The sequence below is a fragment of the Marinobacterium sp. xm-g-59 genome, from assembly GCF_013283315.1.
Classification (GTDB): domain Bacteria; phylum Pseudomonadota; class Gammaproteobacteria; order Pseudomonadales; family Balneatricaceae; genus Marinobacterium_E.
The window spans coordinates 297256-320325 of record NZ_WBYR01000001.1 but is presented as its reverse complement, the minus strand read 5'-3'; the positions used below and the strand labels follow the sequence as shown (position 1 = coordinate 320325).

Below are 23070 nucleotides of genomic sequence, written 5' to 3'. Positions count from 1 at the left end.
CTGTCAACTTTACTGTTTATCTGGAAAACGCTTAAAGAGTGGATGTCAGGCTAAAGCCAGACACCGGTGCTGAGAGTTGGGTCAGACCAAAGGTCAGACCCGCAGCTGCGTAGCCAGTTTAACACTCTGGTGTCTGACCTAAGGTCTGACACCGCTGTTAACCGTTAGCCTTAGCCTTACGAAATAGATCGACACTGAACACAATCAGCCCCACCCAAATAAAAGCAAAGCTGATAAAACGATCGATGCCGAAGGCTTCGTTCAAAATGAACACAGCGCTAAGAAACTGCATGATCGGGGCGATGTAGTTTAGGAAGCCTACGGTACCTAACGGAAGCTTTCTGGCGGCAGAGGCAAACAGCATCAGTGGAACAGCGGTCATGACGCCGGCACCGATTAACTCCCAAGTGAATGCTCCGAAATGATCAACACCCTGGGTGGCTAGCAAGCTTAGGTAGATCAGAGCGATCGGCAACATGATTAGGGTCTCAATCAACAATCCGCTGACTGAATCGACCGCTATCTGCTTACGCACGACGCCGTAAAAGCCGAACAGCAGCGAGAGGCTAACAGCGATCCATGGGAACTCGCCAATGGCGACTATCTGCCATAAGACCCCGACAGAGGCGAAGAAGACCGATGTTTTTTGTAACCTGTTGAGTTGCTCTTTAAAAAAGATAAGACCCAACAACACCGCAACCAAAGGCGACAGAAAATAACCCAGACTGGCCGCGATCACTTGGCCACTGCCTACCGCCCAGATATAGATCCACCAGTTACCACTAATGAGCAGTGATGAAATGCTTAACCAGAACAGCGTCTTCTTGGACGTTAACATCGTCCAGGTGGAACGGATTTTTTTCTGTAGAAGAATTAGCAAGCCAACAAAGAGCACACACCAGACAATACGGTGTGCTAACACCTCGTCGGCGGGTACCTCGGCGAGTAGGGTAAAGTAGAGTCCAAAGCAGCCCCAGATTAGATAAGCTAGGGTGCCTTGGAAGAGTCCTTGTCGATACTCTTTGTGTGAGTCCTGTTGTGACGCTATTGATTGGTTCAAGCGTCTAGCTCGACCATATCAGGGTGCGATTTGAGTGCGTCGATCAATGCATCCATCTCAGCATCGGTACCAATGGTGATGCGAAGGAAGTTCGCGATCTCAGGGCGACTGAAGTGGCGAACTAACACCCCTTTAGTACGTAAATAGCCCATCAACTCACCCCCCTCAATAAACCGGTGCTCGGCAAAGAGGAAGTTGGTTGCTGATGGAAGTATGTTGAAACCTAGCTTTTCAAGGCGATCACGAGTGGTCTCGCGCGTTGCGATGATTTTGTCACACATCTCCTTGAAGTAGGCGCTGTCTTTCAATGAGGCAACGCCAGCTGCGATCGCGAGCATATCCATAGGGTAGCTGTTGAATGAGTTTTTAACTCGATTCAAGCCGTCGATCAGATGGGGTTGTGCGACTGCATAACCGATGCGCAAACCAGCAAGTGAGCGCGACTTAGAGAAGGTCTGTGTCACCACAAGGTTAGGGTATTGATTCACTAGCTCAATGGCCGATTCGCCACCGAAATCGACGTACGCTTCATCCACCAATACCACCGTTTCAGTGTTGCGATCGAGTAGGTTTTTGATCTGCTTTAACGGCAGAGCTAACCCAGTAGGAGCATTCGGGTTGGCAAAAATGATACCGCCATTATCCAGTGGGTAATCCTCTAAAGAGATTGAGAAATCATCATTAAGTTTTTGATTCTTAATCTCAATTCCATATAGATCAGCATAAACATCGTAGAAGCTGTAAGTGATGTCTGGTTTAACCAGTGGCTTCTCTTGACGGAAGAAAGCCATAAACGCATGAGCCAACACTTCGTCTGAGCCATTACCGACAAATAGATTTTCGTTAGGCACACCCAGAGTGGTTGAAAGCTCATTGATGAGCGCAGAAGACTCAGGGTCTGGATAGAGGCGTAAACGATCGGTCTCAAACGCGGTTAACACTTCCTGAACCCCATGAGCAGGGGGGTAAGGATTCTCATTGGTGTTGAGTTTAACTAAGTTGGCAACCTTAGGTTGTTCACCGGGTGTATAAGGAACGAGATCATGGATCTGCGGGCTCCAAAACTTACTCATAACGAAACCTTACAAATGGATAAATTTGAGCTGAGATAGTATCAGAAGCGAAGTAGGGAAAGAAGAAGAGGTCGACCGGTGTCAGCTATTGATACTGCCACCGGTCGGGTGTGCCGAACTTGCCCTCAATAATTAAGGTCAACTTCAGTCAACTCCATATAAACAAAGTTAAACTTTGACCACAACCTTTTTTATTAAGACTTAGGTGGTACGGGGAGCCTAGTAAAGTTCGTCGTAAGCGTCACGTAACTGACTGGCGAGAACGCGATCCTCCATAATATCTTCGATCTGACGTCTGCGCTTAGCATTGTATCTGGATCGGTTACGTTGGCTCTCTTGCTCTTCGAATTGATCATTCCAATCGTCGAGGTCTTCGATCTTTTCATCGACACGGACTTTGCTGCCCATCTCTTAATCTCACTCTATAAAATTGATCGCTCAGTTCTGACGCTAGTCACGGTCGAGGGTTACCGTTAATGCGGAATATAGTTCATGCTTAGAATTTTGAGAAAATTAATTTTTTCAATCTGATTTCAATAAAAATCGATATTTTAACTATCTATAAAGTTGACCTGATCAAGAGCCTGAGCGAGGATCGCTTTTTTACGAGAAGTGAATGCATGCATCTTTTTAGACTCTCATTGCCGGTTCTATTTGGCTACCTTCCACTTGGGATGGCCTTCGGCGTGCTGTTTGTCACCGAGTTGGGATTGGATTGGTATTGGGCCGTTGCATTCAGCGTCATTGTGTTTGCCGGCTCTGCCCAGTTTTTATCGGTGGGTTTGATTGCCAATCATGCAGGGCTGTTAGAAGTGTTTGTGGCTGTTTTCCTCCTGAACAGTCGGCACATCTTCTATGGCCTGACACTGCTATCTTCGCTAAAGCTTACTGGGTGGCGTAAGGCCTACATGGTCTTTGCATTGACCGATGAGACCTTCTCACTGATAACCGGGCTGCCAAAAGAGAGCGGCCTGCAGCAGCAAGATTATTGGCGCTTGGCAGGCATCAATCAGAGCTACTGGGTTTTCGGTACATTGATTGGTGCTCTATTGGGCGCTCAGTTGACACTGCCCGATTTAGGTTTGGAGATAGTGCTGCCGGCACTGTTCGTGGTACTGGCCGTTGAGCAGTATCGAACGCATAGAGCGGCGGGTTTGATGTTGATAGCCTGTTTGATTGGGCTGATTGCCATTTGGCTTTGGCAAGATCAGATGCTGTTGCTATCGATCACTACCGCACTGGTTCTAATGTTAATTAACTACTTGAGGCAGCGATGGACCAGTCACTCTATCTGATCAGCTTTATAGCGTTAGCAGCGTTGGCAACAGTGGCTACACGTGCGCTACCGTTTCTCTTTTTATCGCGTCACAGTCAGCACCCACTACTGGAGTATCTGGGTCGATATCTGCCGCCCGTTTTAATGGTTCTGTTGGTGGTGTATGCGGTCTCTGATCTGCCGATGGCCAATCAACAGTGGGCAGTAAGTCTGGGAAGTTTAATGCTGGTAGCCGTGACTCAGTGGTTGAGCAAAAATGCGCTGCTCAGCATTGCGCTGGGCAGCCTGTTGTACATGCTATTGATTTAAATGCCGCAGTACATGCCGTGCAGAGTGCTGATAATTCGTTGTGCACGATCGCCTTCAAGTGAGTAGTAGATCGTTTGCGAATCGCGACGAGTTTTAACTAGGCCATCACGACGCAGCACTGCTAGGTGTTGTGACAGGGCGGACTGGCTTAGATCCAGATGCTCGTTTAGCTCGGTGACAGAGAGCTCTTTACCTTCCAAGTAGCAAAGAATCATTAATCGACTACCGTTTGCGAGTGCCTTCATCAAACGCGCGGCCTCTTTTGAGTTTTCACGCATTAGCTCTAATGTGTCTGCGGGTAGGCGTTGTGTATCTGTCATAGTTGAACTCGGTAATGATCGGTCCCCAAAGGGATGTGAATTTGCTTAATTAGCAGTTTTGAATATAACGACTTGATGGGGGTTTGTAAATTTTTATTATCCTATCGAATCTATTAATCGCCCTTAATTGCGCTGAGTCAGGCTCATTTCGACAGTTAACGCTATACTGCAATTAATCGCATAGTAGAGTGCAGGAGAGTATTTATGTTCCAACGAGTACTGGTCACTAGTGAAGAGTCACACTACTCTCCGCAGCCGCTGTTAAAAGCGTCGGCACTCTGTGCAGAGTCGTCCCATATCGAGTGGTTTCAGTCGGTCTATAACGCTGCGTTTGAAACGGCGACGGCGGAAGATCAACCATCACAAGAGGATGCGTTGGCACTCTATGTGACGCACAGGCTCAACCAAGCTGAGCGGCACATCGAAGAGTTAGACCTACCACAGGATGTAGCGGCTGATATTCGTTGGCACCCTAGCTTTCTTAAAGCGGCACTAGAAGAGTCAGATCGTTACCAGCCTGACTTGATGGTGGTACCCCGTGTCAGAAAACATGATCTGTTGGATTGGCTAATCGGTGGCGATGAGCAAGAGTTGGTGCGTCGTCTCCATGAACCGGTTCTGCTAGCCAATGATCAACCCTGGCAGGCCCACCCAAGGATTGCCGTAGCCATTGATCCGTTCCATCTGGATAGTCGCAATCACAGGTTGGAGAAGCAACTGCTTGAGGTGGCTGATCACTTTGCACAACGGCTGTCAGCTGAGCTTCATGTCGTTCACTGTTTTCAAACACTTCCACAGAGCGTCATCTACGATGAGCATTTAGCAGAAGATTTTGAATCGCTTCAGAAACAGGTAGGTGAGGAGCATCGTCAAAGAATTGAATCGTTGATTGAGCCTCTAAACCGTCCATTGGGCTCGCCACTGCTTAAATTGATTGTCGGGGATGCGGATGAAAAATTGCCTGAGTTCTGTCAGCAAGAGAAGATCGATCTGTTGATTCTGGGCGCACCCGAAAAAGGGTGGGTGGAGCGCTTCTTAATGGGCAGCACCACCGCACGTCTTTTAAATAGAATAGAGTCCGATATTTTGGTTATTCACGATCAATAAAGTATTTAAAGATCGAACTTAGCCCAGACTGGTGCGTGGTCAGAGGGTTTTTCCATACCACGAATATCCAGATCGATGCCGGTCTCCAAACACTTTTGCATTAGAGGTTCGGTCGGCATGATTGCATCGATACGCAGACCACGTTTAGGCGTATCTTCAAACCCGCGACTGCGGTAATCGAACCAGCTAAACAGATCGTTGGTCTCTGGATGCTGTTCACGGAATGAGTCAACCAGTCCCCAGTCATACAGGCGCTGTAACCACTCACGCTCCTCGGGTTGGAAGCTGGTTTTACCGGTTTTCAGCCAGCGCACACGGTTGGGTTCACCGATACCGATATCCTTGTCGGTCGCAGAGATGTTCAAATCCCCCATCACCAGTAGATTGCTGTTGGGGTCATTATCATTTTGTAGGTAGTCACTTAGATCCGCGTAGAATTTGCGTTTGGCAGGGTATTTTGTCTCGTGAGCTATGTTCTCGCCCTGCGGGAAATAGCCATTAATGATACGCAGTGTCTCTCCCTTGGCTGTTTTGAAATCCCCGATGATCATGCGACGTTGAGCATCCTCTTCATCGGTGACAAACCCTTTTTGAATCGACAAAGCCGGCTCTTTGGAGAGAAGGCAAACCCCGTAGTGGGTCTTTTGACCATGGAAATAGGCGTGGTAACCCAGCTTCTCCATCTCTTCAATCGGGAACTGATCATCATGCACCTTGGTCTCTTGAATACCGATGACATCGGGCGAGTGGCTATCCACCAAAGCCTGCAACTGATGAAAACGCGCACGAATGCCATTGGTATTAAACGAGACAACAAACATAACAACCTCCAAAGTCTAGTGGCTTGGATGCTACCGAAAATGGGGGAGGGTTAAAAGAATAACCCTGTTATTGTTGGAGCCTTATCAAAGATGAGGCGATCTTTTCGGTGACTGGCTTCAGCCTGTCATCCGCAAGTATGCTTTACTACTTACCTGGAAAACGCTGAGATAGTGGATGTCAGGCTGAAGGCCAGACACCGGTGCCAATAGCCCTACTCAATCACATCATTTGCGCTTCTTAATTGGATGCAGCCTCTCACACAGGGTAAGCTTAAGTGATTGAATATTAATGATCTCAGATAGGTAGAGCATGAGCGGTTACGATTACGATCTTTTTGTTATTGGTGCAGGGTCTGGTGGTGTGCGTGCGGCGCGTATGGCGGCGGCGAAAGGGGTTAAAGTGGCCGTGGCAGAGGATCTCCATTTGGGCGGTACCTGTGTCAACGTCGGTTGTGTGCCTAAAAAACTCTACGTCTATGCATCGGAGTACATGCAAGAGATCGAAGAGAGTCGCGGCTTTGGTGTCAATGCAGACTCCGTCAGCTTTGATTGGGCGACACTGCGTGACAACAAAAAGCACGAGATCGCTCGCCTCAATGGTATCTACGGTAAATTGTTGGATAACTCGGGTTGTACCCGCATCAATGGACGCGCAACGGTGACAGGTCCTAATTCAGTCAGCGTGAATGGTGAGACAATAACGGCTGAGCGTATTTTAGTGGCAGTCGGTGGTTGGCCATTTGTGCCCGATATTCCCGGTAAAGAGCACGCCATCACATCAAACGAAGTCTTTGATCTAGACAGCTTCCCACAGCGCGTCATGGTGGTCGGTGGTGGTTACATTGCCATTGAGTTCGCCGGTATTTTTGCCGGTCTGCAAGCACAAACGGAACTGGTCTACCGAGGCGATCTATTCTTGCGTGGCTTTGACCAAGAGGTGCGCGAGTTCACGGCAACTGAAGTGGCTCGCAAAGGGATTAAATTAAGCTTTAATACCGATGTCGCTAGCATCGAGAAGCGTTCTGACGGTGCACTCGATGTAACCCTGTCTAACGGTGAAGTCCGTGTTGTTGATCAGATTCTGTATGCCACAGGTCGTGTGCCTAAAACGGCCAACCTTGGGCTCGAATCAGCAGGCGTTGCGATGAATAGCAAAGGTGCCATTGAGGTTAATGATCATTTCCAAAGTTCAGTACCATCAATTTACGCCTTAGGTGATGTGATCGATCGTGTTCAGTTAACGCCTGTCGCGCTCGCTGAGGCGATGTCGTTGGTTGATCACCTCTATGGCAGCGGTGAGGGCGAACTGCCTAACTATGAGTTAATCCCAACGGCGGTCTTCTGCCAGCCCAATATTGGTACTTTGGGACTAACGGAAGAGCAGGCGCGTGAACGTTTTGACAGCGTGGATGTTTACGTCTCAGATTTCAGAGCGATGCGCCACACCATCTCGGGTAGTGAAGAGCGCACACTGATGAAACTGATCGTGGAGTCTGCCACTGATAAAATCGTGGGCATTCATATGGTCGGTGCGGATGCTGGTGAAATCTTGCAAGGTCTTGCAGTTGCAGTCATCGCGGGCGCGACTAAACGTGATTTCGATCGAACGATCGGCATTCACCCAACGGCTGCTGAAGAGTTTGTCACAATGAGGCAGAAAACCCGTTAAGTTCTAAGCCACTGGTATCGGTATGTTTAATGGCCGATACCAGTGTGTTACTTCTTATTGTGCAACAACCAGCACCTCTAGATGGTGAAGCCAACTGTGTTTGCTTAACGTCTCTTTAAGCGCCTGCTTCAACTGGCTGGGAGTCAGTGATTTCTCATCCAACAACGGCTGCATAGCCGGTAGTAGACGAATCTCTAAATCAACCTTCTTCGGCGAATAGTAGAGCTGCAGTTGATAACCACTGCTGCTGCCAACGGCATCGTTCAATGCAGCATCAACCGCTTCTCGAATGGTGCCACGAGTCGGCATGATCGGGCAGCTCAACTCATCTAAATGCTCATCATTGTAGGTATCGATGTGGAAGATCACTTGGCTGATCTCCGGAAACGCCTCGGTCAACGCGCAGACCGCTTGGTCCCCTAAATAGTGGCCTTCGCTGGCGCTCAAATGTGGTGCAACCTGAAGGTGCATCTCTAGAATGATCTGGCTTCCCATGGGACGTGATTTGAAGTCGTGAACGTTAATGATGCCTTCAACCTCATTTACAACAGCACGAAACTCGGCGGCTTGCTCCTCGGGTAGGGCGGTATCAACCAACTCCGTAAGACTGCGTTTAACCAGTCCCCAACCGATCTTAGTGACTAGGCCTGCTACCAATACTGCCGCCACTGCATCAAGCCAAACCCAACCGAGCATGGCCCCAATGAGTGCAACGAACACCACAATCGATGACAGCGCATCAGTTCGTGAGTGCCAGGCGTTCGCAATCAATAGATCCGATTTAAGGTGCTTGCCCACCGCAAGGCTATAACGGAAGATCCACTCCTTAGAGATGATTGAGATAGCAGCAACAACCAGAGCCGGCCAGGTAGGCACCTCGGCAGGGACACCTGAGAATAGATTGCTGATTAACTCGTAGGCCATACCAAGACCCACCAGAATCAAGACAACACCCAGCGCCGTGGTACCCACCGTCTCAAAACGACCATGCCCCCAAGGGTGATCTTCGTCGGGTTCTTGATGAGAAATGCGTAGAACCGCAATCACCATAAAATCGGTGGCAAGATCTGAGAGCGAATGAACACCGTCAGCAATCAGGGCAGCCGAGTTGGCAAAAAAACCAACCACAATTTTAGTCACCCCTAAAAAGAGGTCGACGGCTGAACCAATGAGTGTGACTTTTTCGGCCTCTTTACGGCGGGTATCCAATTCGTTTTGCATGAAAGCTCCCAGAGTTAACTCTGATAAGGATAAGTGACTAAGGCATTCAGGGCCAGAGTCTCTGTAAAATGAATGTGATAAAATTTTGTCTATTCATTCATGACTATTGGCCTAGCGACATGTCTTCAAAGCCGTCAGATACGACACCTAACTCAAGTAGAGCGTCGTTTAATAAGTTACCCCAGCTTGTGCTATTAGGTATCGCCGTCGGCGTCGTCACCGCATTGGTGATGGGGCTGTTCCGTTGGCTCATTACGCTACCGACTGAACTGGTTAGCGGGCTTGGGTTGTCGACATCTGATCCTTGGGTTCTTTTTGCTCTGCCTGTAACGGGTTCTGTGCTCTTATGGCTCTTTTGGAGTGGTCAATCTAAAGACAGCCGCCGAGTGGGCATACCGCATCTTTTTGAGCACCTCTCTTACCAACATGGCGCCTTACCCTTTAAAAACTTATTGAATCAGATCGTGGGTGCGACCTTGGCCATAGGCACCGGACAACCCGTAGGTCGTGAAGGGCCTGGGGTTCACATTGGTGCGGCGTTCAGTAGTTGGTTGGGCACCAAAGTGGGCGTCTCTAACAGTTATCAAAGGCTGCTGATAGGCTGCGGCTCTGCGGCCGCCATCGCTGCGCTCTTTAATACCCCGTTAGCCGGTGTTCTGTTTGCGATGGAGGTCATTCTTCTTGAATACAGCCTGGTCGGCTTTACCGCCATTATTGTCGCTTCCATCAGTGCCGATGCCATCTCCAGAGCCCTATTTGGTTCTCCAGAACTGTTGGGTCACAGCCTGAAAAGCAGTGACCTGTTTGCTCACCTGCCAGTTCTGGTGCTGTTGGCAGTACTCATCGGTGTCGCGGCGTTTCTGTTTCACGAGATCGTCACGCGATTAGCAAAACAGCGTGGGCAATATTGGCCAGCGAAATTGATCTTCTCAGGCCTGTTAGTTGGTGCGCTGGTTGCTTATGAGCCGATCCTGTTCACCCCTGTACACGAAGTGATGCTGGGTACCCTTGATCAAGCCTATGCGGAACAAGCCCTCTATCTATTACTTCTCTTCTACCTATTTATACCGCCTCTGGTAATCGGCCTAGGCATACCTGGAGGAATGATAGGGCCCTCGCTTACCTTAGGCGCGTTGATCGGTTCTATCCTTGGTTATCAATTAATCGGCACCGATTTTGAGATTGATCAGGCCAGCCTATCGCTGATCGCGATGGCTGCGATGTTATCAGCGGTCATACATGCACCACTGGCAGCTCTACTGGCCGTATTTGAACTCAGCGGCAATGTCCACACCCTAACGCTAGCCCTCACGGTAATCGTACTCTCAGACCTGATCATGCGATCGCTGTTTAACCGCCCCTCGATCTTTGAGCGACTGCTGTTGCTTCAAGGGGTGAGTCGAAACACGAAAATCTACAGACGCGTCATGACCAGCCACAGCGTTAAAGAGTTAATGATTCAGCTGAGTGAGAGTGATGCGGATTTTGCTACAGATAATCAGGTAGTGATTGAGTCCAAAGCGACCCTGTTACAAGCGATGGAGTTGATGCAATCGAGTGGCCAAGATGAGTTGCTTGTCACTAGAAAGGGCCGACACATAGGCAGGGTGCTAAGAGATGATATTGAGCGCTTTTTTAAAGAGGCGAGTGAGTAATTCTGCATCAGTGTCGCTAAAGTGCTAACTTAAGTTCTATTTTCGACATTAAGATCAGGTTAGGCCCAAAATAGACAATTCAAGATTACATTACCTATTTAAGTTATTGTTTATTTAAGCTTTAATAGTATTGGTTAATTTTTAACCAATTTGCTGTATTTACCTTTGTATGACGCTTTAGTTCACCTTTGATGACTCTATGCACAAGGTTATCCACAGATAGTGTGAGCATAGTTCGCTAGCCCTCATGGTTACTGGGGTGTTCGATTTTAGAGGATTAAAGGTTAAAAACGATCAGTCGATGTCAAGGATTTTGTGGGTCTGAATGCTCAATTTCCATTGAGGATTTTGCATACAATATTCGATACAACGTGCACGATTTTCAAGCGCGTTTTGGTCATCCAGGGGTTGGATGTAGAAGTGTTCGAAGCTTAGATTTTGGAACTGTTCTGGCTGTGCTCTGAGCTCTTTTTGCGGGTAGACCAGTTTGAGTTCGTGGCCCTCTAAAAGAACAATCTCGGAGCTCCCTTTGGGGCTGACACAGACCCAATCGATTCCGTTTGGAAGCGGTAGGGTGCCGTTGGTCTCAATGGCGATCTCAAACCCTTGGTTATGTAGAGCATCGATCAGATCGCTGTCCATCTGCAGGGCAGGCTCGCCCCCGGTGATGACGACAAAGGGTTGTCCTTGCTTAGGATCTGGCCAGAAGCTAGCGATCCTTTGTGCCAGGGCTTCGGCGGAGGTGAACTTGCCGCCGTTTTGACCATCCGTACCCACGAAATCGGTATCACAGAATTGGCAGACTGCAGCCACTCGATCGGCTTCACGACCACTCCAAAGATTACAACCGGTAAAGCGACAGAACACCGCAGGGCGTCCTGCGTGAAAGCCTTCGCCTTGTAGGGTGTAGAAGATCTCTTTTACGGAGTAGGTCTTTGCCAAAATTAAGCCTCTTCTGCCTCACCGCCCAGGGCTTCCAAAAGCTCAGGGAGTAGGCGGGTAAATTCAATGCCCAACAGGGCTAGATCAGCATCCAGTGCCAGTGCTTCGTCCTCTTGCTCGCGGTCGCTCTGTTGCTCTTGGTACTGATCCGTCATTTTAATCGAGTGCAGGGTTAGATCCGAGTGCATGACAAACTGCAGCTGATCGCGCCACACCAGTTCTAGGCGCTCTGCTAACATGCCGCCGCTAAGGTGCGCTTGGATCTCTTTGTCAGTCAGGTTTTGGCCTTTAATCTTGATCTGGCTGCTGGTCTCTAAAGGATCGGTAAACTCGGTGACAGCGCCCAGCTCAAGTGCACGGGGTAGATCACGGTTCTCTAGTAGCCAGTCGCTGAACACTTTGTTGGCCGGAAGCGCGGTCGAGGTCAGTTTTACCGATAGTGACCCTAGATCTTCACGCAGTGTGCTTAGCAGCTCTTCTGCGCGCTTAAAGCTGCTGCCCTCCACAATCAGTAGTTTATGGTGAGGCGCGATAAGAGCACGTGTGGTTTTACGGCGTGTAAATGCACGTGGCAATAACGTCAGGGTAATCTCGTCTTTAAGCTGCACCTTCTCTTTACGGTAGACCTTACGATCTTCAGTCGCCTCTATCTGCTCTACCTTCTCGTTGAGCTGATCTTTAATCACACTCGAAGGGAGGATCTTCTCCTCTTCACGCAGTGAGATTAGGTGAAAACCGTGACTGGTCAGTACCGGTAGATCTATGACACCAGGCGCCACTTCACCCCAACCCACTGAACGTGGTTCAGCGCCTTTACAGGGTACGAAGGGTCTGGCTTCTAGCGCCTCCATCAGTGCGGCTTCATTAAATGAATCACTGGGAGAAAAACGGTACCAAATGGCGTTACGAAACCAGAGCATAAAACCTCTAAATGCGGATTAGGTGAAGGGGCGCTATTATGTTGCTCTGATAGAAGGGATGCAAGCAGAGAGCCCTCTGCTTGCGGTTAGTTTCTGTGGTTAAAAGCTGTTACGAGCCGATTTAATCGCTTCATCGATGTAGTAACCGTAGAACTCTGGCGTGTTCACACCGACGATCTTTTTAGCGCGAGTCTCGCCCTTTGCATCGACAAATAGAATGGTCGGGGTGAAGCGTCCACCCAAGCTCTTAGCGACCTGTTCTGCCGAGCCCGTTGAGCCATCAAAGTTGATGACGGGAGTAGGGTTGCTCAGATCCAGTACCTGAATAGGGGGTGCATCGTTCGTTTGTAAAAGAGGTTTTAGGAAGTCCTCTTTGACGGTAACACAGAAGGCACAACCATCCTGAGAGACCAACAGAACAATCACTTCATTTGGGTTCGCTTTACCAAGCGACTGAAGATCTGTGGCTGTCTTAAGTGTTACCTCGGCTTGGGCGCTTATCATAAGGCCCAAGCTGAGAAGAAGTGCACTACAGGTTTTCGATAAAATCGACCGCATATTCCACCGCCTCGTCGGCAAACAGATCTAAGAAGAAGTGATCTGCATCCTCAACGACTACTAGTTCAATGTTCTCTTTGTCGATACTTTCCATCTTTTCAGGAAGATCTGCAACCACGGTATCCAAGCTGCCTGCGATGACCAGAGTAGGGATGTTAGTCTCTTTTAACACGGTGGGTGTGTCGTACTCAGGGTAGTTACCGTAGTAGCTTAGGACCGCTTCAGCTGACGCACCGCTGTTCTCACAGTAGATGATGCTGATGCCATCGATCATCGCCTTAGGATCCATTCCCTTAGCTTTTTCTAGAATCGGCTCGATAGGCGTTTCATAGCGTTTGCCATAACCCTCTATGGTCTTAGTGTAGTCCCAAGTTGCAGGTGCTAATAGAACTTGGCCTTTGATCTTATCTTGGTTAGCTGCAGCAAACTGAGCCGTCTGGTTGCCGCCACGCGAGTGACCCATTACCCAACGATCGCCTGCGCCTTGTCCATCTAGCCAGGTTTGCCATGCATCCATTTCAGCCAGTGCTTGCTGCATGGTGTGTTGAGCCGGAAGGGTACAGTCGTACATCGCTGATTCGCGGTTATCTAGGCCGTAACTCAGGTTGATGGCTAGAGTAGAGATGCCGTAATCGACCATCTGTTCCTGCACGTAGCTGATGATCTCCATCTCGTTGTGAGCCAGGGTGCCGTGCGTCAGCATTAGGACACCGTCTGCTAAGGATTTATCAGCAGCCAGTTCAAGATTGCCGTTGAGTGTTAAACCCTCAAAAGGAATCTGAACCTGTTCAGCCTGTGCAGTTGCTGCCATAAGTGATGCAGCGAGTAGGGTGGTCGATAGTCGAAGCATTTAAAACTCCATTAAACTTAAAATTTTTATCGTTTCTAGGTATAAAAAAACCGAGGTGGCTAAACCTCGGTTTCTATTAGAGACCGTCGTAGGCCAGTAAGCAGTATACGGGGACGCCGGTGTCTTGGATTTTTTGTGATCCGTTAAGGTCTGGCAGGTCAATCAGCGCTGCTACCTCAACAACGCTAGCCCCTAGACCGTTGATCAGTGTGCAGGCCGCCAGTGCTGTGCCCCCAGTGGCAATAAGGTCATCGATCAATACCACTTTGTCGCCAGCGGTAACGGCATCCTTCTGAATCTCCACGGAGGCTGTGCCGTACTCTAGCGTATAGTCTTGGTGAATCGTTTCACCGGGCAACTTGCCTTTTTTACGAACCAAAATCAGAGGCTTGTTCAGCTGGTGCGCAATAATCGCACCAAATAGAAAACCTCGAGCATCGATACAGGCTATGTGGGTAATATCCATCTGCATGTAACGATCAATAAAGGCGTTTGCGACCATGCGAGAGGCACGTGGATCTTGAAAAATCGGCGTAATATCACGGAACAGAATGCCAGGCTCTGGCCAATCTGGAATAGAGCGGACAACCGATTTTACATAGTGCTCGTCGTAAGACATTAAAGATCCTTATTTAACCGTGGTGTTGATTGCACTCTGGGCTGGGTGCTTCACCAGCCGCATCCAGCAGCGCTGCTTGATCAAGAATTTCCAGCTCTTTACCTTCAACACGAATCAGCTCTTGTGAAGAGAAGCGTGTAAAGATTCGACTGACCGTCTCGACCGCTAGGCCAAGGTAGTTGCCTATTTCGTTACGTGACATCGAAAGTCGGAAGGATTGTGCAGAGTAGCCACGCAGGGCATAACGTTGCGACAGCTTGAAAATAAAGGTTGCGATACGTTGTTCAGCCGTCTTTTTAGAGAGCAGCATCATCATCTGTTGGTCATCGCTGATCTCGTGGCTCATAGAGCGCATCACAGAACGACGCAGCTCTGGCATTTGACCTGCCAGATCGTCCAAGCGTGAGAAAGGGATCTCACAGACAGTGGTCGTCTCAAGCATCTTAGCCGACATTGGGTAGCTGCCTGAATCGAATCCGGCTAGGCCAACCAGTTCACCTGGGAAGTAGAAACCGTTGATCTGCTCTTCTCCCTCAGGGTTTACAGAGTAAGTTTTTAACGACCCCGCACGAATGGCGAACAGTGACGTGAACTCTTCACCCTGTCTAAACAGGAAGTCGCCCTTGTGAAGTGGTTTGCTCTTATCAACGATATCGTCGAGGCGAAGCCTCTTCGTCGTTTAGAGAGACAGGCAAGCAGAGTGTACTCAAGCTGCAGGTGTTACAGCTTACCTGGCCGATGCTGGCGAGTTTGATGTTTTTGGTGTCAGACATAAGGGCTCCTTAGTTGCCTGACAGTATATCCAAAAGCGCTTTATTGACCCAAGTCAATTTAGATAAAAAAGTGGACTTTTTAACGGTCCACTTTTAGTGAAATTTACTGTGCAAAATCGGATTAGATGATTTTAGAAAATCGCTGTTCTGAGTGATCGATATAGGCATCAAAGGTCATGCAGATTCGACGAATCAACAAACGCCCAGCGGCGGTGACATCCATTCCATCCTCTCTTAAATGAATCAGGCCATCCTGTGCCATCGGCTCAAGCAGTTTTAATTCGTTAGCAAAATACTCTTTAAAGTCGATATTGAGCGCTTTGGATTGATCGGCAAAATCGAGTTGGAAGTCACAGATCAGGCGGGTAATCACCGCTCTGCGAATTTTGTCATCCTCATTGAGGCAGTACTCTTTGGTTAATGCTGAGCCCTGAGATTCAATATCTTGCGTGTAGCGCTCAATGTTAGGGCTGTTCTGTAGGTAGTAATCGCCAATCTGACTAATCGATGAGACGCCCAAACCAATCAAGTCACACTGTGAGTGAGTGGTATAGCCCTGGAAGTTACGGTGCAGCGTTCCATCATCTTGGTGTTGTGTCAGTGTGTCGTCTGGCAGAGCAAAGTGATCCATACCAATGTTGCGGTAGCCCGCTGCCGTCAGCTTCTCAATACTTTGATGGTGAATCGCAAGTTTAGTGAGCGCGTCGGGTAACTCATCGGCATTGATACGACGCTGTGGTTTAAAGCGCTCGGGTAGGTGAGCATAGTTAAATACCGAGAGACGATCGGGTCGTAGCTCTAGAATTCGGTCCAAGGTCTCGGCAAAGCTCTCTTCAGTTTGCAGCGGCAAGCCATAGATTAGATCAACGTTGATTGAGCGAAAGCCCAGTTCACGCGCCTCTTTAAGCAGGTCCGTTGTCATCTCTAGGGATTGCACGCGGTTTACCTTGATTTGAACCGCTTCGTTAACATCCTGAACCCCTATGCTGATGCGGTTGAAACCCAATTCACGCAGCAGCTTTAAGCGGTCTTTAGTCATTTCACGAGGATCGATCTCAATGGCGTAGTCACCTTGATCGTCATCACGCAGTTTAAAGGCCTCTTTTAGCGCCTGCATTAAACGAGCGGTCTGCTCATCATCAATGAAGGTGGGTGTGCCGCCGCCCCAGTGAAGCTGATCCACTTGAACGTCACTGCCCAGTTCAGTGCTACGCAGTTTAATCTCTTTTAACAGCGTCTGAAGGTAGGGTTCTGCACGGGAGCGATCTTTTGTGACCACCTTGTTGCATCCGCAGTAGTAGCAGACGTGCGCACAGAAGGGGATGTGAATATAGAGTGATAAAGGCTTACGACTGTCGCGCTCACTGATCGCTTTAGAGAGCGTTTTGACACTGTCTGGGGTGTCAGTAAATTGCAGTGCGGTTGGGTAAGAGGTGTAGCGAGGACCTGCTAAATCATAACGGCGAATCAGGTCGGTATCCCACTGGATGTTGGTCTGTTGCAGCACAGTAATATTCCTTAATCTTCAGATGTCAGAATATTAAGCAATAATAGGGAGTTATGTGTTGATACGGGTCAACCGCTACGCGCTTAGCAGTGTCCAAATGCCCATCAGTATCAACAGTAGCCCCGAGAGTTTGCGCACCAATGTGTGGGCGACCAGCTCGCGTAGTTGTTTAGCCAGTAGCCCAGTGGCGAGCATGGCTGGCAAAGTGCCCAAGCCAAAGCCCAGCATGAGTAGAGTGCTCTCTGCAACGCTACCGGCGGCCGATGACCAGATTAAGGTGCTGTAGACCAGACCGCAAGGTAGCCAGCCCCAGCCAATGCCCAGTACTAAGGCTTTAAACGGGGTGTCGGCAGGCATAAAGGGTTTAAGAAGAGGCGCTATCTGTTTCCACAATAGCGAGCCAGCCTGTTCCAGTTTCGTTAGGCCAAACCACCACTGTGCGATGTAGAGGCCCATGCTGATCAGTAGAAGGCCTGCAATCCAGCGTAGCGCAAAGGCTATCTCTGTCTGTTGTAGGGTTGCACCTAACAGACCAAGAATGGCACCCGCTGCACAGTAGCTAGCGATACGTCCAAGATTGTAGCTAAACAGACCTAATAGGGAGTTGGCTCGACCTGTTCCACCTATACTGAGACTCGAGGCAAGTCCACCACACATGGCTAGGCAGTGTGTTGTGCCAAGAAGGCCAATGATGAATGCCGAGGTGAAGCTAAGAGAGGCGGGCAGCATGCTCAATCTTTTGGTGTTTCAGAGGATGGAGCTTCAGGCTCTTTTTTGACGCGCGCGTCTTCAGGAATCATATCTTCATCATCGTCGTATAGAATGCGATGAGCAGGGGACTCTAGGTCATCAAATTGACCAGAATTAACGCTGTAGAAGAAAGCCCAGGTCGCAAAGGCTACCAAGATGATCGCGACAGGGATAAGTAAATAGACGATTTCCATAAAAACCTACAGCTGTTTGGTTAGACGAAGGGCATTGCCGACAACAATCAGCGAGCTAAGGGACATGCCAATAGCCGCCATCCAGGGGGCAATAAAACCACTTGCTGCTAAGGGTAGCGCGATTAGGTTGTATAACAAAGCCCAGCCAATATTTTGACGAATGATGTTTCGTGTTTTACGAGCCATGTTAAGGGAGCCAGGGATGCGTCTTAGATCAGAGCTGACCAACACAGCATCAGAGGATGTTTTGGCAAGGTCTGTCGCGCCGTTCATCGCAATAGAGGTCTGCGCACCGGACAGAACGGGAATGTCGTTGATACCATCGCCAATCATCAGGATGCGTTCACCGTTGTTTTGCATCGCCTTTACACGAGCTAGCTTATCTTCTGGCGACAAGTGCGCTTCAACATGATCGATCCCTAACTCAGAGGCGATGCGTTGTGCATTCGCTTCGCGATCACCGGTTAGCATGCCAACAGGTAATCCCAATGCTTGGATCTGCTTAACCGCTTCAATAGCCTCAGGTCGAAGTTGATCGTCAATCGAAAACCAGGCGAGAGGGCCGGAGCTATTACCCATCAGAAGAAAAATCCCTGTCCCTTCTGGGTGAGTGGGAGGTTGGTTTCCAAAGAGTTCGGATACAAACCCGGGTTTACCAATACGATAGGTGTTTCCGTTAATCGTTCCCTCTACGCCTCTACCCACATGGTTAGTGGCCTCTTCAACAGAGTATTCAAAGTAGGGAGCAAAAGCGGACGCGATGGGGTGCTCTGAGCGGCTCTCAATTGCTGCCGCTAGTTGATTGAGCTCATCAACGGACTGCTCACAGAGAGGGGTGGTCTCACGCAACGTCAGTTTGCCGGTGGTCAGTGTGCCGGTTTTATCAAAGTAGACGGCCGTGCACTGTGCCAAACTCTCTAATACATGCCCGCGAGTAACCAGCAGTCCCATTTTACGCAGAGAACCTATGGCTGCTGTTAAAGCCGTCGGTGTAGCCAAGGAGAGTGCGCAAGGGCAGGTGACTACTAGGACGGAGAGTGTCACCCAGAAAGCGTCTGAAGGGGATATCTGCCACCAGATAAGACTGACAACGACAGCCGTTAGAAGAACGCCAGCGACAAAATAGCTCGCAACCTTGTCGGCAATCTGAGCCGCCTTGGGTTTATCAGCCTGAGCACGATCCAATAGATTCAAAATGGAGGACATGCGAGACTGTTCAGCACTGCTGGTGATCTCCATCTCAATCGCTTGCTCCATATTGATGGTACCGCCTACTAAAGGGTCGCCAAGCGCTTTGCTGACGGGCAGAGGCTCACCGGTGAGGGCCGACTCATCAATGCTGGTGTGTTGCGTAAAGAGTATGCCATCAGCTGGTATGGAGTGACCGGGCTTAACCAGTACGCGATCGCCTGGGTTGAGTTCCGATACCGGGACAAGCTGTTCGCCTGTCTCGGTCAATCGCGTAGCGCTGGCTGGAAGAATATTGGCCAACTCATTGCCGGCCATACCGGTTCTGTGGCGCGCTTTCATCTCGAAGAAGCGGCCAATCAACAGGAAGAAGGTGAACATCGAGACCGAGTCGTAGTAGACCTCGCCGCTCTGTGTGATCGTAGCCCATACGCTGGCTATATAAGCGCCACCAATAGCGATAGATACCGGCACATCCATACTGAGGTGTCGGGTCCGAAGATCCCGTCGGGCCGCGTTGAAGAAGGGGCGCGCGGCATAAAATACAACAGGGGTGGCAACAATGAAGCTGGTCCAGCGAATAAAGTTCTGGATGTGCTCCTCCATGAAGAAGGCGTCACCTAGGTAGAGTGCCGATGACATCATCATCACCTGCATCATGCCGACACCGGCCACACCGAGTCGGCGCATCGCCTTTTTTTGCTCCTGTTCGTAGAGCTTCTCTTCTTGGTTGGGCGTAAACGGGTGAGGTGTGTAACCGATCGAAATGATGGCGGCCATCAGTTCACTTAAGGGTTTCTCTGACGGGTTCCAAACGAGTCGAGCGCGGTGGTTGGTTAGGTTAACGGTAAAGCTAGTGACACCAACCTGTTCGGTCAGATGCTTCTCTAAAAGCCAAACACAGGCAGCACAGTGGATCCCTTCAATGACAAAGAGGGCCTCTTTGCGATCGGAGTCTATGGTTCTGACGAAGGGTGCTTGAATGGATTCATTATCATAGAGTGCGAGTTGATCTTCGGACTCTATTTCAGTGGGGCGTTCTTGCTGTTGATTGCCGCGGTGCTGGTAGTACTTCTCTAGACCTGATCCCAGTATTGTTTGGGTGACCGCGCGGCAGGCGGGGCAACAAAATGACTCTTGCTTTCCATCAATTGAAAGCTCAACCTTCACCCCCTTAGGAATAGGGGTGGCACAGTGAAAACAAGAGTCTTTTGGATTACTCATTTTGGTCTGTTAGAACTTACCCACCTTGAAGGTATTTTGATCGTAAGGGGGCAATATTTCGCGACGTAGACGCCAGTTACCCTCAGTGTTGGTAATGATCAGGTAGCGTTTGCCGGTAAGTGTGCTCTGTAAGTTGCCAACGTAGACACCTGTACCACCCACTGAACGAACCGTAAGGCTTTGATCATACTTCTGGTGGGTAGGGTGAACCAGATCAACAGAGAGTTGATCACCCAAAAAACTGTTCGATTTAAGATCCAAGCGAATGTCACCGGTCAGTGTGTCCAGCAATACTTCACCGTGAATGCCTAAGCGATCCGCTTCATCTGAACGGCTGGTGTCGACATTAGTACCACGTGCCTCTTTGTAGTAATCGTCTTTAACCACGCCATCCATAGTCGTAATAGCAAGATAGAGGAAGGTTGTTCCATAGATAACCACAGCGATCAACGGCGCCAATACAAACCATAGCCATTTCTGCTTGTACCAAGGGCCAATGTCGTGAGTCTGTTCAGTCATGTAAACCTCAAAATAGTGACTAAAATAAAGCGCGGATACCCCTAAGAATATCCGCGCGCGAGTATATCACAGATTCTCTGTGACACTGTCTTAACGCTTCGGCGCAGGACCTATAAAACGACTTTCTGATTCAGCTTCAACGCCTGAGCCATCAGTCGCTGTTACGATAAAATCGATCTCATAGTTTGCTCGCTCCATAGCGCGAGGATCCAGAATGATCGACAGGTTGTGATCGAGTAGTTCACCAACGGCTACGTTTACTACGGTATCACCTTTGATGATGGCATCCTCTAACCCTTCAACACGGATCTCGTACTGGTAATCACGTTGTGATTTGTTTGCCAGTTTTAGTGTGTAGGTGTTACGAATTAAACCCTCATTGGTGGTGCTGTAGAGCTGACCGCGTTCACGAATAACGTCCACCTCAAGCGGCACTCGTGTAAAGAGTACATAACTGAAGGCGATGAACATGGCACAGATCGCGACGAAGTAACCGATCAAGCGAGGGCGGAAGATATGGGTTTTTTTACCGTTAAGCTCATGCTCGGTGGTGTAGCGAACCAGACCTTTCTCATAGCCCATCTTCTCCATGATGTTGTCACAGGCATCGACACAGGCACCACAAGCGACACACTCATATTGAAGACCATCACGGATATCGATACCGACAGGGCAGACGTGCACACAGTGACCACAGTCGATACAGTCACCTAAGCCTTCAGCCTTGTGATCGATATGGCGCTTACGAGCACCACGGTTCTCCCCGCGTTTCTCATCGTAAGAGATGATCAAGGTATCTTGGTCAAACATAACGCTCTGGAAACGAGCGTATGGGCACATGTAGATACAGACCTGTTCGCGCAACCAGCCAGCCGCACCGTAGGTGCCTACCGTAAAGAAGGCCAACCACCAAAGCTCCCAGGGTCCAAGATTGAAACTTAGGATGTTTGGAACCAATTCGCGTACCGGCGAGAAGTAGCCAACAAACGCAACGGCTGATACGGCACCTATAGCAAGCCAGATAAGGTGCTTAGCCAGTTTGCGCAGAAGCTTATTTGCACTCCAAGGCGCTTTATCCAGCTTCATGCGAGCGTTGCGATCACCCTCGGTCAGCTGTTCGATGCGTATGAACAACCAAGTCCAGACAAACTGTGGGCAGGCATAGCCACACCAGAGGCGACCGGCAAACACTGTTACAAAGAAGAGGGTAAAGGCGAGAATGATCAGCAGCCACGAAAGCAGCATGAAATCTTGTGGCCAAAACGTGAAGTTAAAGACATGGAACTGGCGGTTTGGTAGATCAAATAGTACGGCCTGTTTGCCATCGTATTGGATCCAAGAGAAACCGTAGAACATCAGCAACATGATCGCACTTGAGATGTTTCGTAGATTCTTGAATAGGCCGGTCGTGTACTTGACGTAGATCTCTTCACGTTTAGCGTATAGATCGTAGGTTTCAGCAGCGCCAGAGCCTTTTTTTGGGGTGACATCTTTAACTGGGATATTAGACATGCAACTCGCCTGTGCTTATATGACTTGATTTGATTGTCTATTATAAATGGAATAAAAAAAAGGCGACTTGATATATATCAGGTCGCCTTTTCTTCTGCAGGGGGTCTATTAGTTGTTAGACAAGCTGTAGACGTATGCAGAGATCAGTTTGATCTTATCTTCTGAAAGAAGATCTTTGTGCGCTGGCATTACGCCTGCACGGCCAGCACGGATAGTGTGAGCGATCTGCTCAAACTTGCCGCCGTATAGCCAAGTGTCATCAGTTAGGTTTGGTGCACCCAGTGCCGCCATACCTTTACCTGTTGGCATGTGACATGCCGCACACAGAGTGTTGTATTGTGCTTGACCACGTTCAGCTGCTGCTGCGTCGTGTTCGTTGCCGCTGATGCTAAGCACGTAGTTAGTCACGTCTTGAACACCATCTTCACCCAGTACCGCACCCCAAGCAGGCATCGCACCACGACGACCATTGACGATAGACATCATAATGGTTTGTGGCTCGCCACCGTACAACCAATCTTTGTCGGTTAGGTTAGGGAAGCCGTAAGCACCCTGACCGCCAGTACCGTGACAAACAGAACAGTTGTTGGCAAACATACGCTGACCCATTTTAAGGCCTGCTTCGTTACCTGGTTGGTTTAGCTCTTCAATTGATAGCGAAGCGTATTTAGCGAAAACAGGTTTGTAGACCTCTTCTGCGTGTGCCACTTCCTCTTCCCACTGGTTAGCCGACGTCCAACCAAGAAGGCCTTTGAAGTTACCAAGACCTGGGTAAAGCGCTAGGTAACCAAGAGAGAAGATAACCGTACCAATGAATAGTTGGAACCACCAGCGTGGTAGTGGGTTATCAAGCTCTTCGATGCCATCGAATTCGTGGCCCGTAGTCGCTTCAGTTGTTTCTTTGTGTGTTTCACTTTTGCGCGTTGCTAGAAGCAGCCAAGTACAGCCGATAATAACGGCTAGAGTGATGACTGTGATCCATGCGCTCCAAAAAGCACTCATC

General features: G+C 49.3%; 25 protein-coding genes. 5 read left to right on the top strand and 20 right to left on the bottom strand.

Going from position 1 to position 23070, the window contains the following annotated elements:
- Nucleotides 1-157: 157 nt before the first annotated feature.
- The 3 genes from rarD to XMG59_RS01530 form a co-directional block, all read right to left on the bottom strand.
- A complete protein-coding gene (gene rarD / locus XMG59_RS01540; protein ID WP_173481500.1) occupies nt 158-1060 on the bottom strand; it encodes an EamA family transporter RarD in 903 nt (300 codons plus the stop codon).
- Nucleotides 1057-2133, bottom strand: a complete 1077-nt coding sequence (gene hisC / locus XMG59_RS01535) for a histidinol-phosphate transaminase (protein WP_173495426.1) — start codon at nt 2131-2133, stop codon at nt 1057-1059. Before hisC ends, rarD begins: the two co-directional genes overlap by 4 nt.
- 219 nt (nt 2134-2352) lie before the next feature.
- On the bottom strand, nt 2353-2541 hold the full coding sequence (locus tag XMG59_RS01530; RefSeq protein ID WP_173482303.1) for a PA3496 family putative envelope integrity protein: 189 nt from the start codon (nt 2539-2541) through the stop codon (nt 2353-2355).
- Nucleotides 2542-2753: 212 nt separating this feature from the next.
- Here XMG59_RS01530 and XMG59_RS01525 point away from each other — a divergent pair, with 212 nt between their 5' ends.
- Together XMG59_RS01525 and XMG59_RS01520 are read left to right on the top strand one after the other, a co-directional pair.
- Nucleotides 2754-3428, top strand: coding sequence for an AzlC family ABC transporter permease (locus tag XMG59_RS01525; protein WP_173484244.1), 675 nt, complete (start codon nt 2754-2756; stop codon nt 3426-3428).
- Complete coding sequence (locus tag XMG59_RS01520) at nt 3407-3718, top strand: branched-chain amino acid transporter permease (protein WP_173482305.1); 312 nt, start codon at nt 3407-3409, stop codon at nt 3716-3718. Before XMG59_RS01525 ends, XMG59_RS01520 begins: the two co-directional genes overlap by 22 nt.
- On the opposite strand, the gene XMG59_RS01515 is transcribed toward XMG59_RS01520, so the two are convergent.
- Nucleotides 3715-4038 (bottom strand): metalloregulator ArsR/SmtB family transcription factor, encoded by a 324-nt coding sequence (locus XMG59_RS01515; protein ID WP_254442871.1) that lies wholly within the window; start codon nt 4036-4038, stop codon nt 3715-3717. The two genes, XMG59_RS01520 and XMG59_RS01515, sit on opposite strands and share 4 nt — an antisense overlap.
- Before the next feature lie 204 nt (nt 4039-4242).
- Here XMG59_RS01515 and XMG59_RS01510 point away from each other — a divergent pair, with 204 nt between their 5' ends.
- On the top strand, nt 4243-5145 hold the full coding sequence (locus XMG59_RS01510) for a universal stress protein (RefSeq protein WP_173498095.1): 903 nt from the start codon (nt 4243-4245) through the stop codon (nt 5143-5145).
- A gap of 5 nt (nt 5146-5150) precedes the next feature.
- Here XMG59_RS01510 and xthA read toward each other — a convergent pair whose 3' ends face one another.
- Nucleotides 5151-5966 carry an exodeoxyribonuclease III gene (gene xthA / locus XMG59_RS01505; RefSeq protein WP_173498094.1) on the bottom strand — a complete coding sequence of 272 codons (816 nt, stop codon included), beginning with the start codon at nt 5964-5966 and terminating at the stop codon, nt 5151-5153.
- A 310-nt stretch (nt 5967-6276) separates the two neighbouring features.
- Here xthA and gorA point away from each other — a divergent pair, with 310 nt between their 5' ends.
- A complete protein-coding gene (gorA, locus tag XMG59_RS01500; protein WP_173484240.1) occupies nt 6277-7635 on the top strand; it encodes a glutathione-disulfide reductase in 1359 nt (452 codons plus the stop codon).
- A gap of 54 nt (nt 7636-7689) precedes the next feature.
- On the opposite strand, the gene XMG59_RS01495 is transcribed toward gorA, so the two are convergent.
- Nucleotides 7690-8856, bottom strand: coding sequence for a cation diffusion facilitator family transporter (locus XMG59_RS01495; protein ID WP_173498093.1), 1167 nt, complete (start codon nt 8854-8856; stop codon nt 7690-7692).
- Between the two features lie 119 nt (nt 8857-8975).
- Here XMG59_RS01495 and XMG59_RS01490 point away from each other — a divergent pair, with 119 nt between their 5' ends.
- Nucleotides 8976-10511 (top strand): chloride channel protein, encoded by a 1536-nt coding sequence (locus tag XMG59_RS01490; RefSeq protein WP_173498092.1) that lies wholly within the window; start codon nt 8976-8978, stop codon nt 10509-10511.
- Nucleotides 10512-10805: 294 nt separating this feature from the next.
- Here the strand turns inward: XMG59_RS01490 and queE are convergent, their stop codons facing one another.
- The 14 genes from queE to ccoP form a co-directional block, all read right to left on the bottom strand.
- On the bottom strand, nt 10806-11456 hold the full coding sequence (gene queE, locus XMG59_RS01485; RefSeq protein ID WP_173494524.1) for a 7-carboxy-7-deazaguanine synthase: 651 nt from the start codon (nt 11454-11456) through the stop codon (nt 10806-10808).
- On the bottom strand, nt 11456-12373 hold the full coding sequence (locus tag XMG59_RS01480; protein WP_173482390.1) for a recombination-associated protein RdgC: 918 nt from the start codon (nt 12371-12373) through the stop codon (nt 11456-11458). The genes queE and XMG59_RS01480 overlap by 1 nt, the downstream gene beginning before the upstream one ends.
- A 99-nt stretch (nt 12374-12472) precedes the next feature.
- On the bottom strand, nt 12473-12877 hold the full coding sequence (locus XMG59_RS01475) for a thioredoxin fold domain-containing protein (RefSeq protein ID WP_173482391.1): 405 nt from the start codon (nt 12875-12877) through the stop codon (nt 12473-12475).
- A 25-nt stretch (nt 12878-12902) separates the two neighbouring features.
- Nucleotides 12903-13781, bottom strand: a complete 879-nt coding sequence (locus XMG59_RS01470) for an alpha/beta hydrolase (RefSeq protein WP_173498091.1) — start codon at nt 13779-13781, stop codon at nt 12903-12905.
- 76 nt (nt 13782-13857) lie between these two features.
- Nucleotides 13858-14400 (bottom strand): adenine phosphoribosyltransferase, encoded by a 543-nt coding sequence (locus XMG59_RS01465; RefSeq protein WP_173480777.1) that lies wholly within the window; start codon nt 14398-14400, stop codon nt 13858-13860.
- A 13-nt stretch (nt 14401-14413) separates the two neighbouring features.
- On the bottom strand, nt 14414-15013 hold the full coding sequence (gene fnr / locus XMG59_RS01460; RefSeq protein WP_371743718.1) for a fumarate/nitrate reduction transcriptional regulator Fnr: 600 nt from the start codon (nt 15011-15013) through the stop codon (nt 14414-14416).
- 31 nt (nt 15014-15044) lie between these two features.
- Nucleotides 15045-15173 (bottom strand): hypothetical protein, encoded by a 129-nt coding sequence (locus tag XMG59_RS12255; RefSeq protein ID WP_371743709.1) that lies wholly within the window; start codon nt 15171-15173, stop codon nt 15045-15047.
- 121 nt (nt 15174-15294) lie between these two features.
- The gene (gene hemN, locus XMG59_RS01455) at nt 15295-16680 is read right to left on the bottom strand and encodes an oxygen-independent coproporphyrinogen III oxidase (protein ID WP_173480779.1); all 1386 of its coding nucleotides are present in this window, start codon (nt 16678-16680) and stop codon (nt 15295-15297) included.
- Nucleotides 16681-16755: 75 nt separating this feature from the next.
- A complete protein-coding gene (locus tag XMG59_RS01450; protein WP_173480780.1) occupies nt 16756-17409 on the bottom strand; it encodes a sulfite exporter TauE/SafE family protein in 654 nt (217 codons plus the stop codon).
- Between the two features lie 2 nt (nt 17410-17411).
- Nucleotides 17412-17624 carry a cbb3-type cytochrome oxidase assembly protein CcoS gene (gene ccoS / locus XMG59_RS01445; protein WP_173480781.1) on the bottom strand — a complete coding sequence of 71 codons (213 nt, stop codon included), beginning with the start codon at nt 17622-17624 and terminating at the stop codon, nt 17412-17414.
- 6 nt (nt 17625-17630) lie between these two features.
- Nucleotides 17631-20036, bottom strand: coding sequence for a heavy metal translocating P-type ATPase (locus XMG59_RS01440; protein WP_173498090.1), 2406 nt, complete (start codon nt 20034-20036; stop codon nt 17631-17633).
- Nucleotides 20037-20045: 9 nt separating this feature from the next.
- Complete coding sequence (locus tag XMG59_RS01435; protein ID WP_173482395.1) at nt 20046-20555, bottom strand: FixH family protein; 510 nt, start codon at nt 20553-20555, stop codon at nt 20046-20048.
- Nucleotides 20556-20645: 90 nt separating this feature from the next.
- Nucleotides 20646-22067 carry a cytochrome c oxidase accessory protein CcoG gene (gene ccoG / locus XMG59_RS01430; protein WP_173484472.1) on the bottom strand — a complete coding sequence of 474 codons (1422 nt, stop codon included), beginning with the start codon at nt 22065-22067 and terminating at the stop codon, nt 20646-20648.
- Nucleotides 22068-22175: 108 nt separating this feature from the next.
- A complete protein-coding gene (gene ccoP / locus XMG59_RS01425; RefSeq protein ID WP_173480785.1) occupies nt 22176-23069 on the bottom strand; it encodes a cytochrome-c oxidase, cbb3-type subunit III in 894 nt (297 codons plus the stop codon).
- Between the last annotated feature and the right edge of the window lies 1 nt (nt 23070).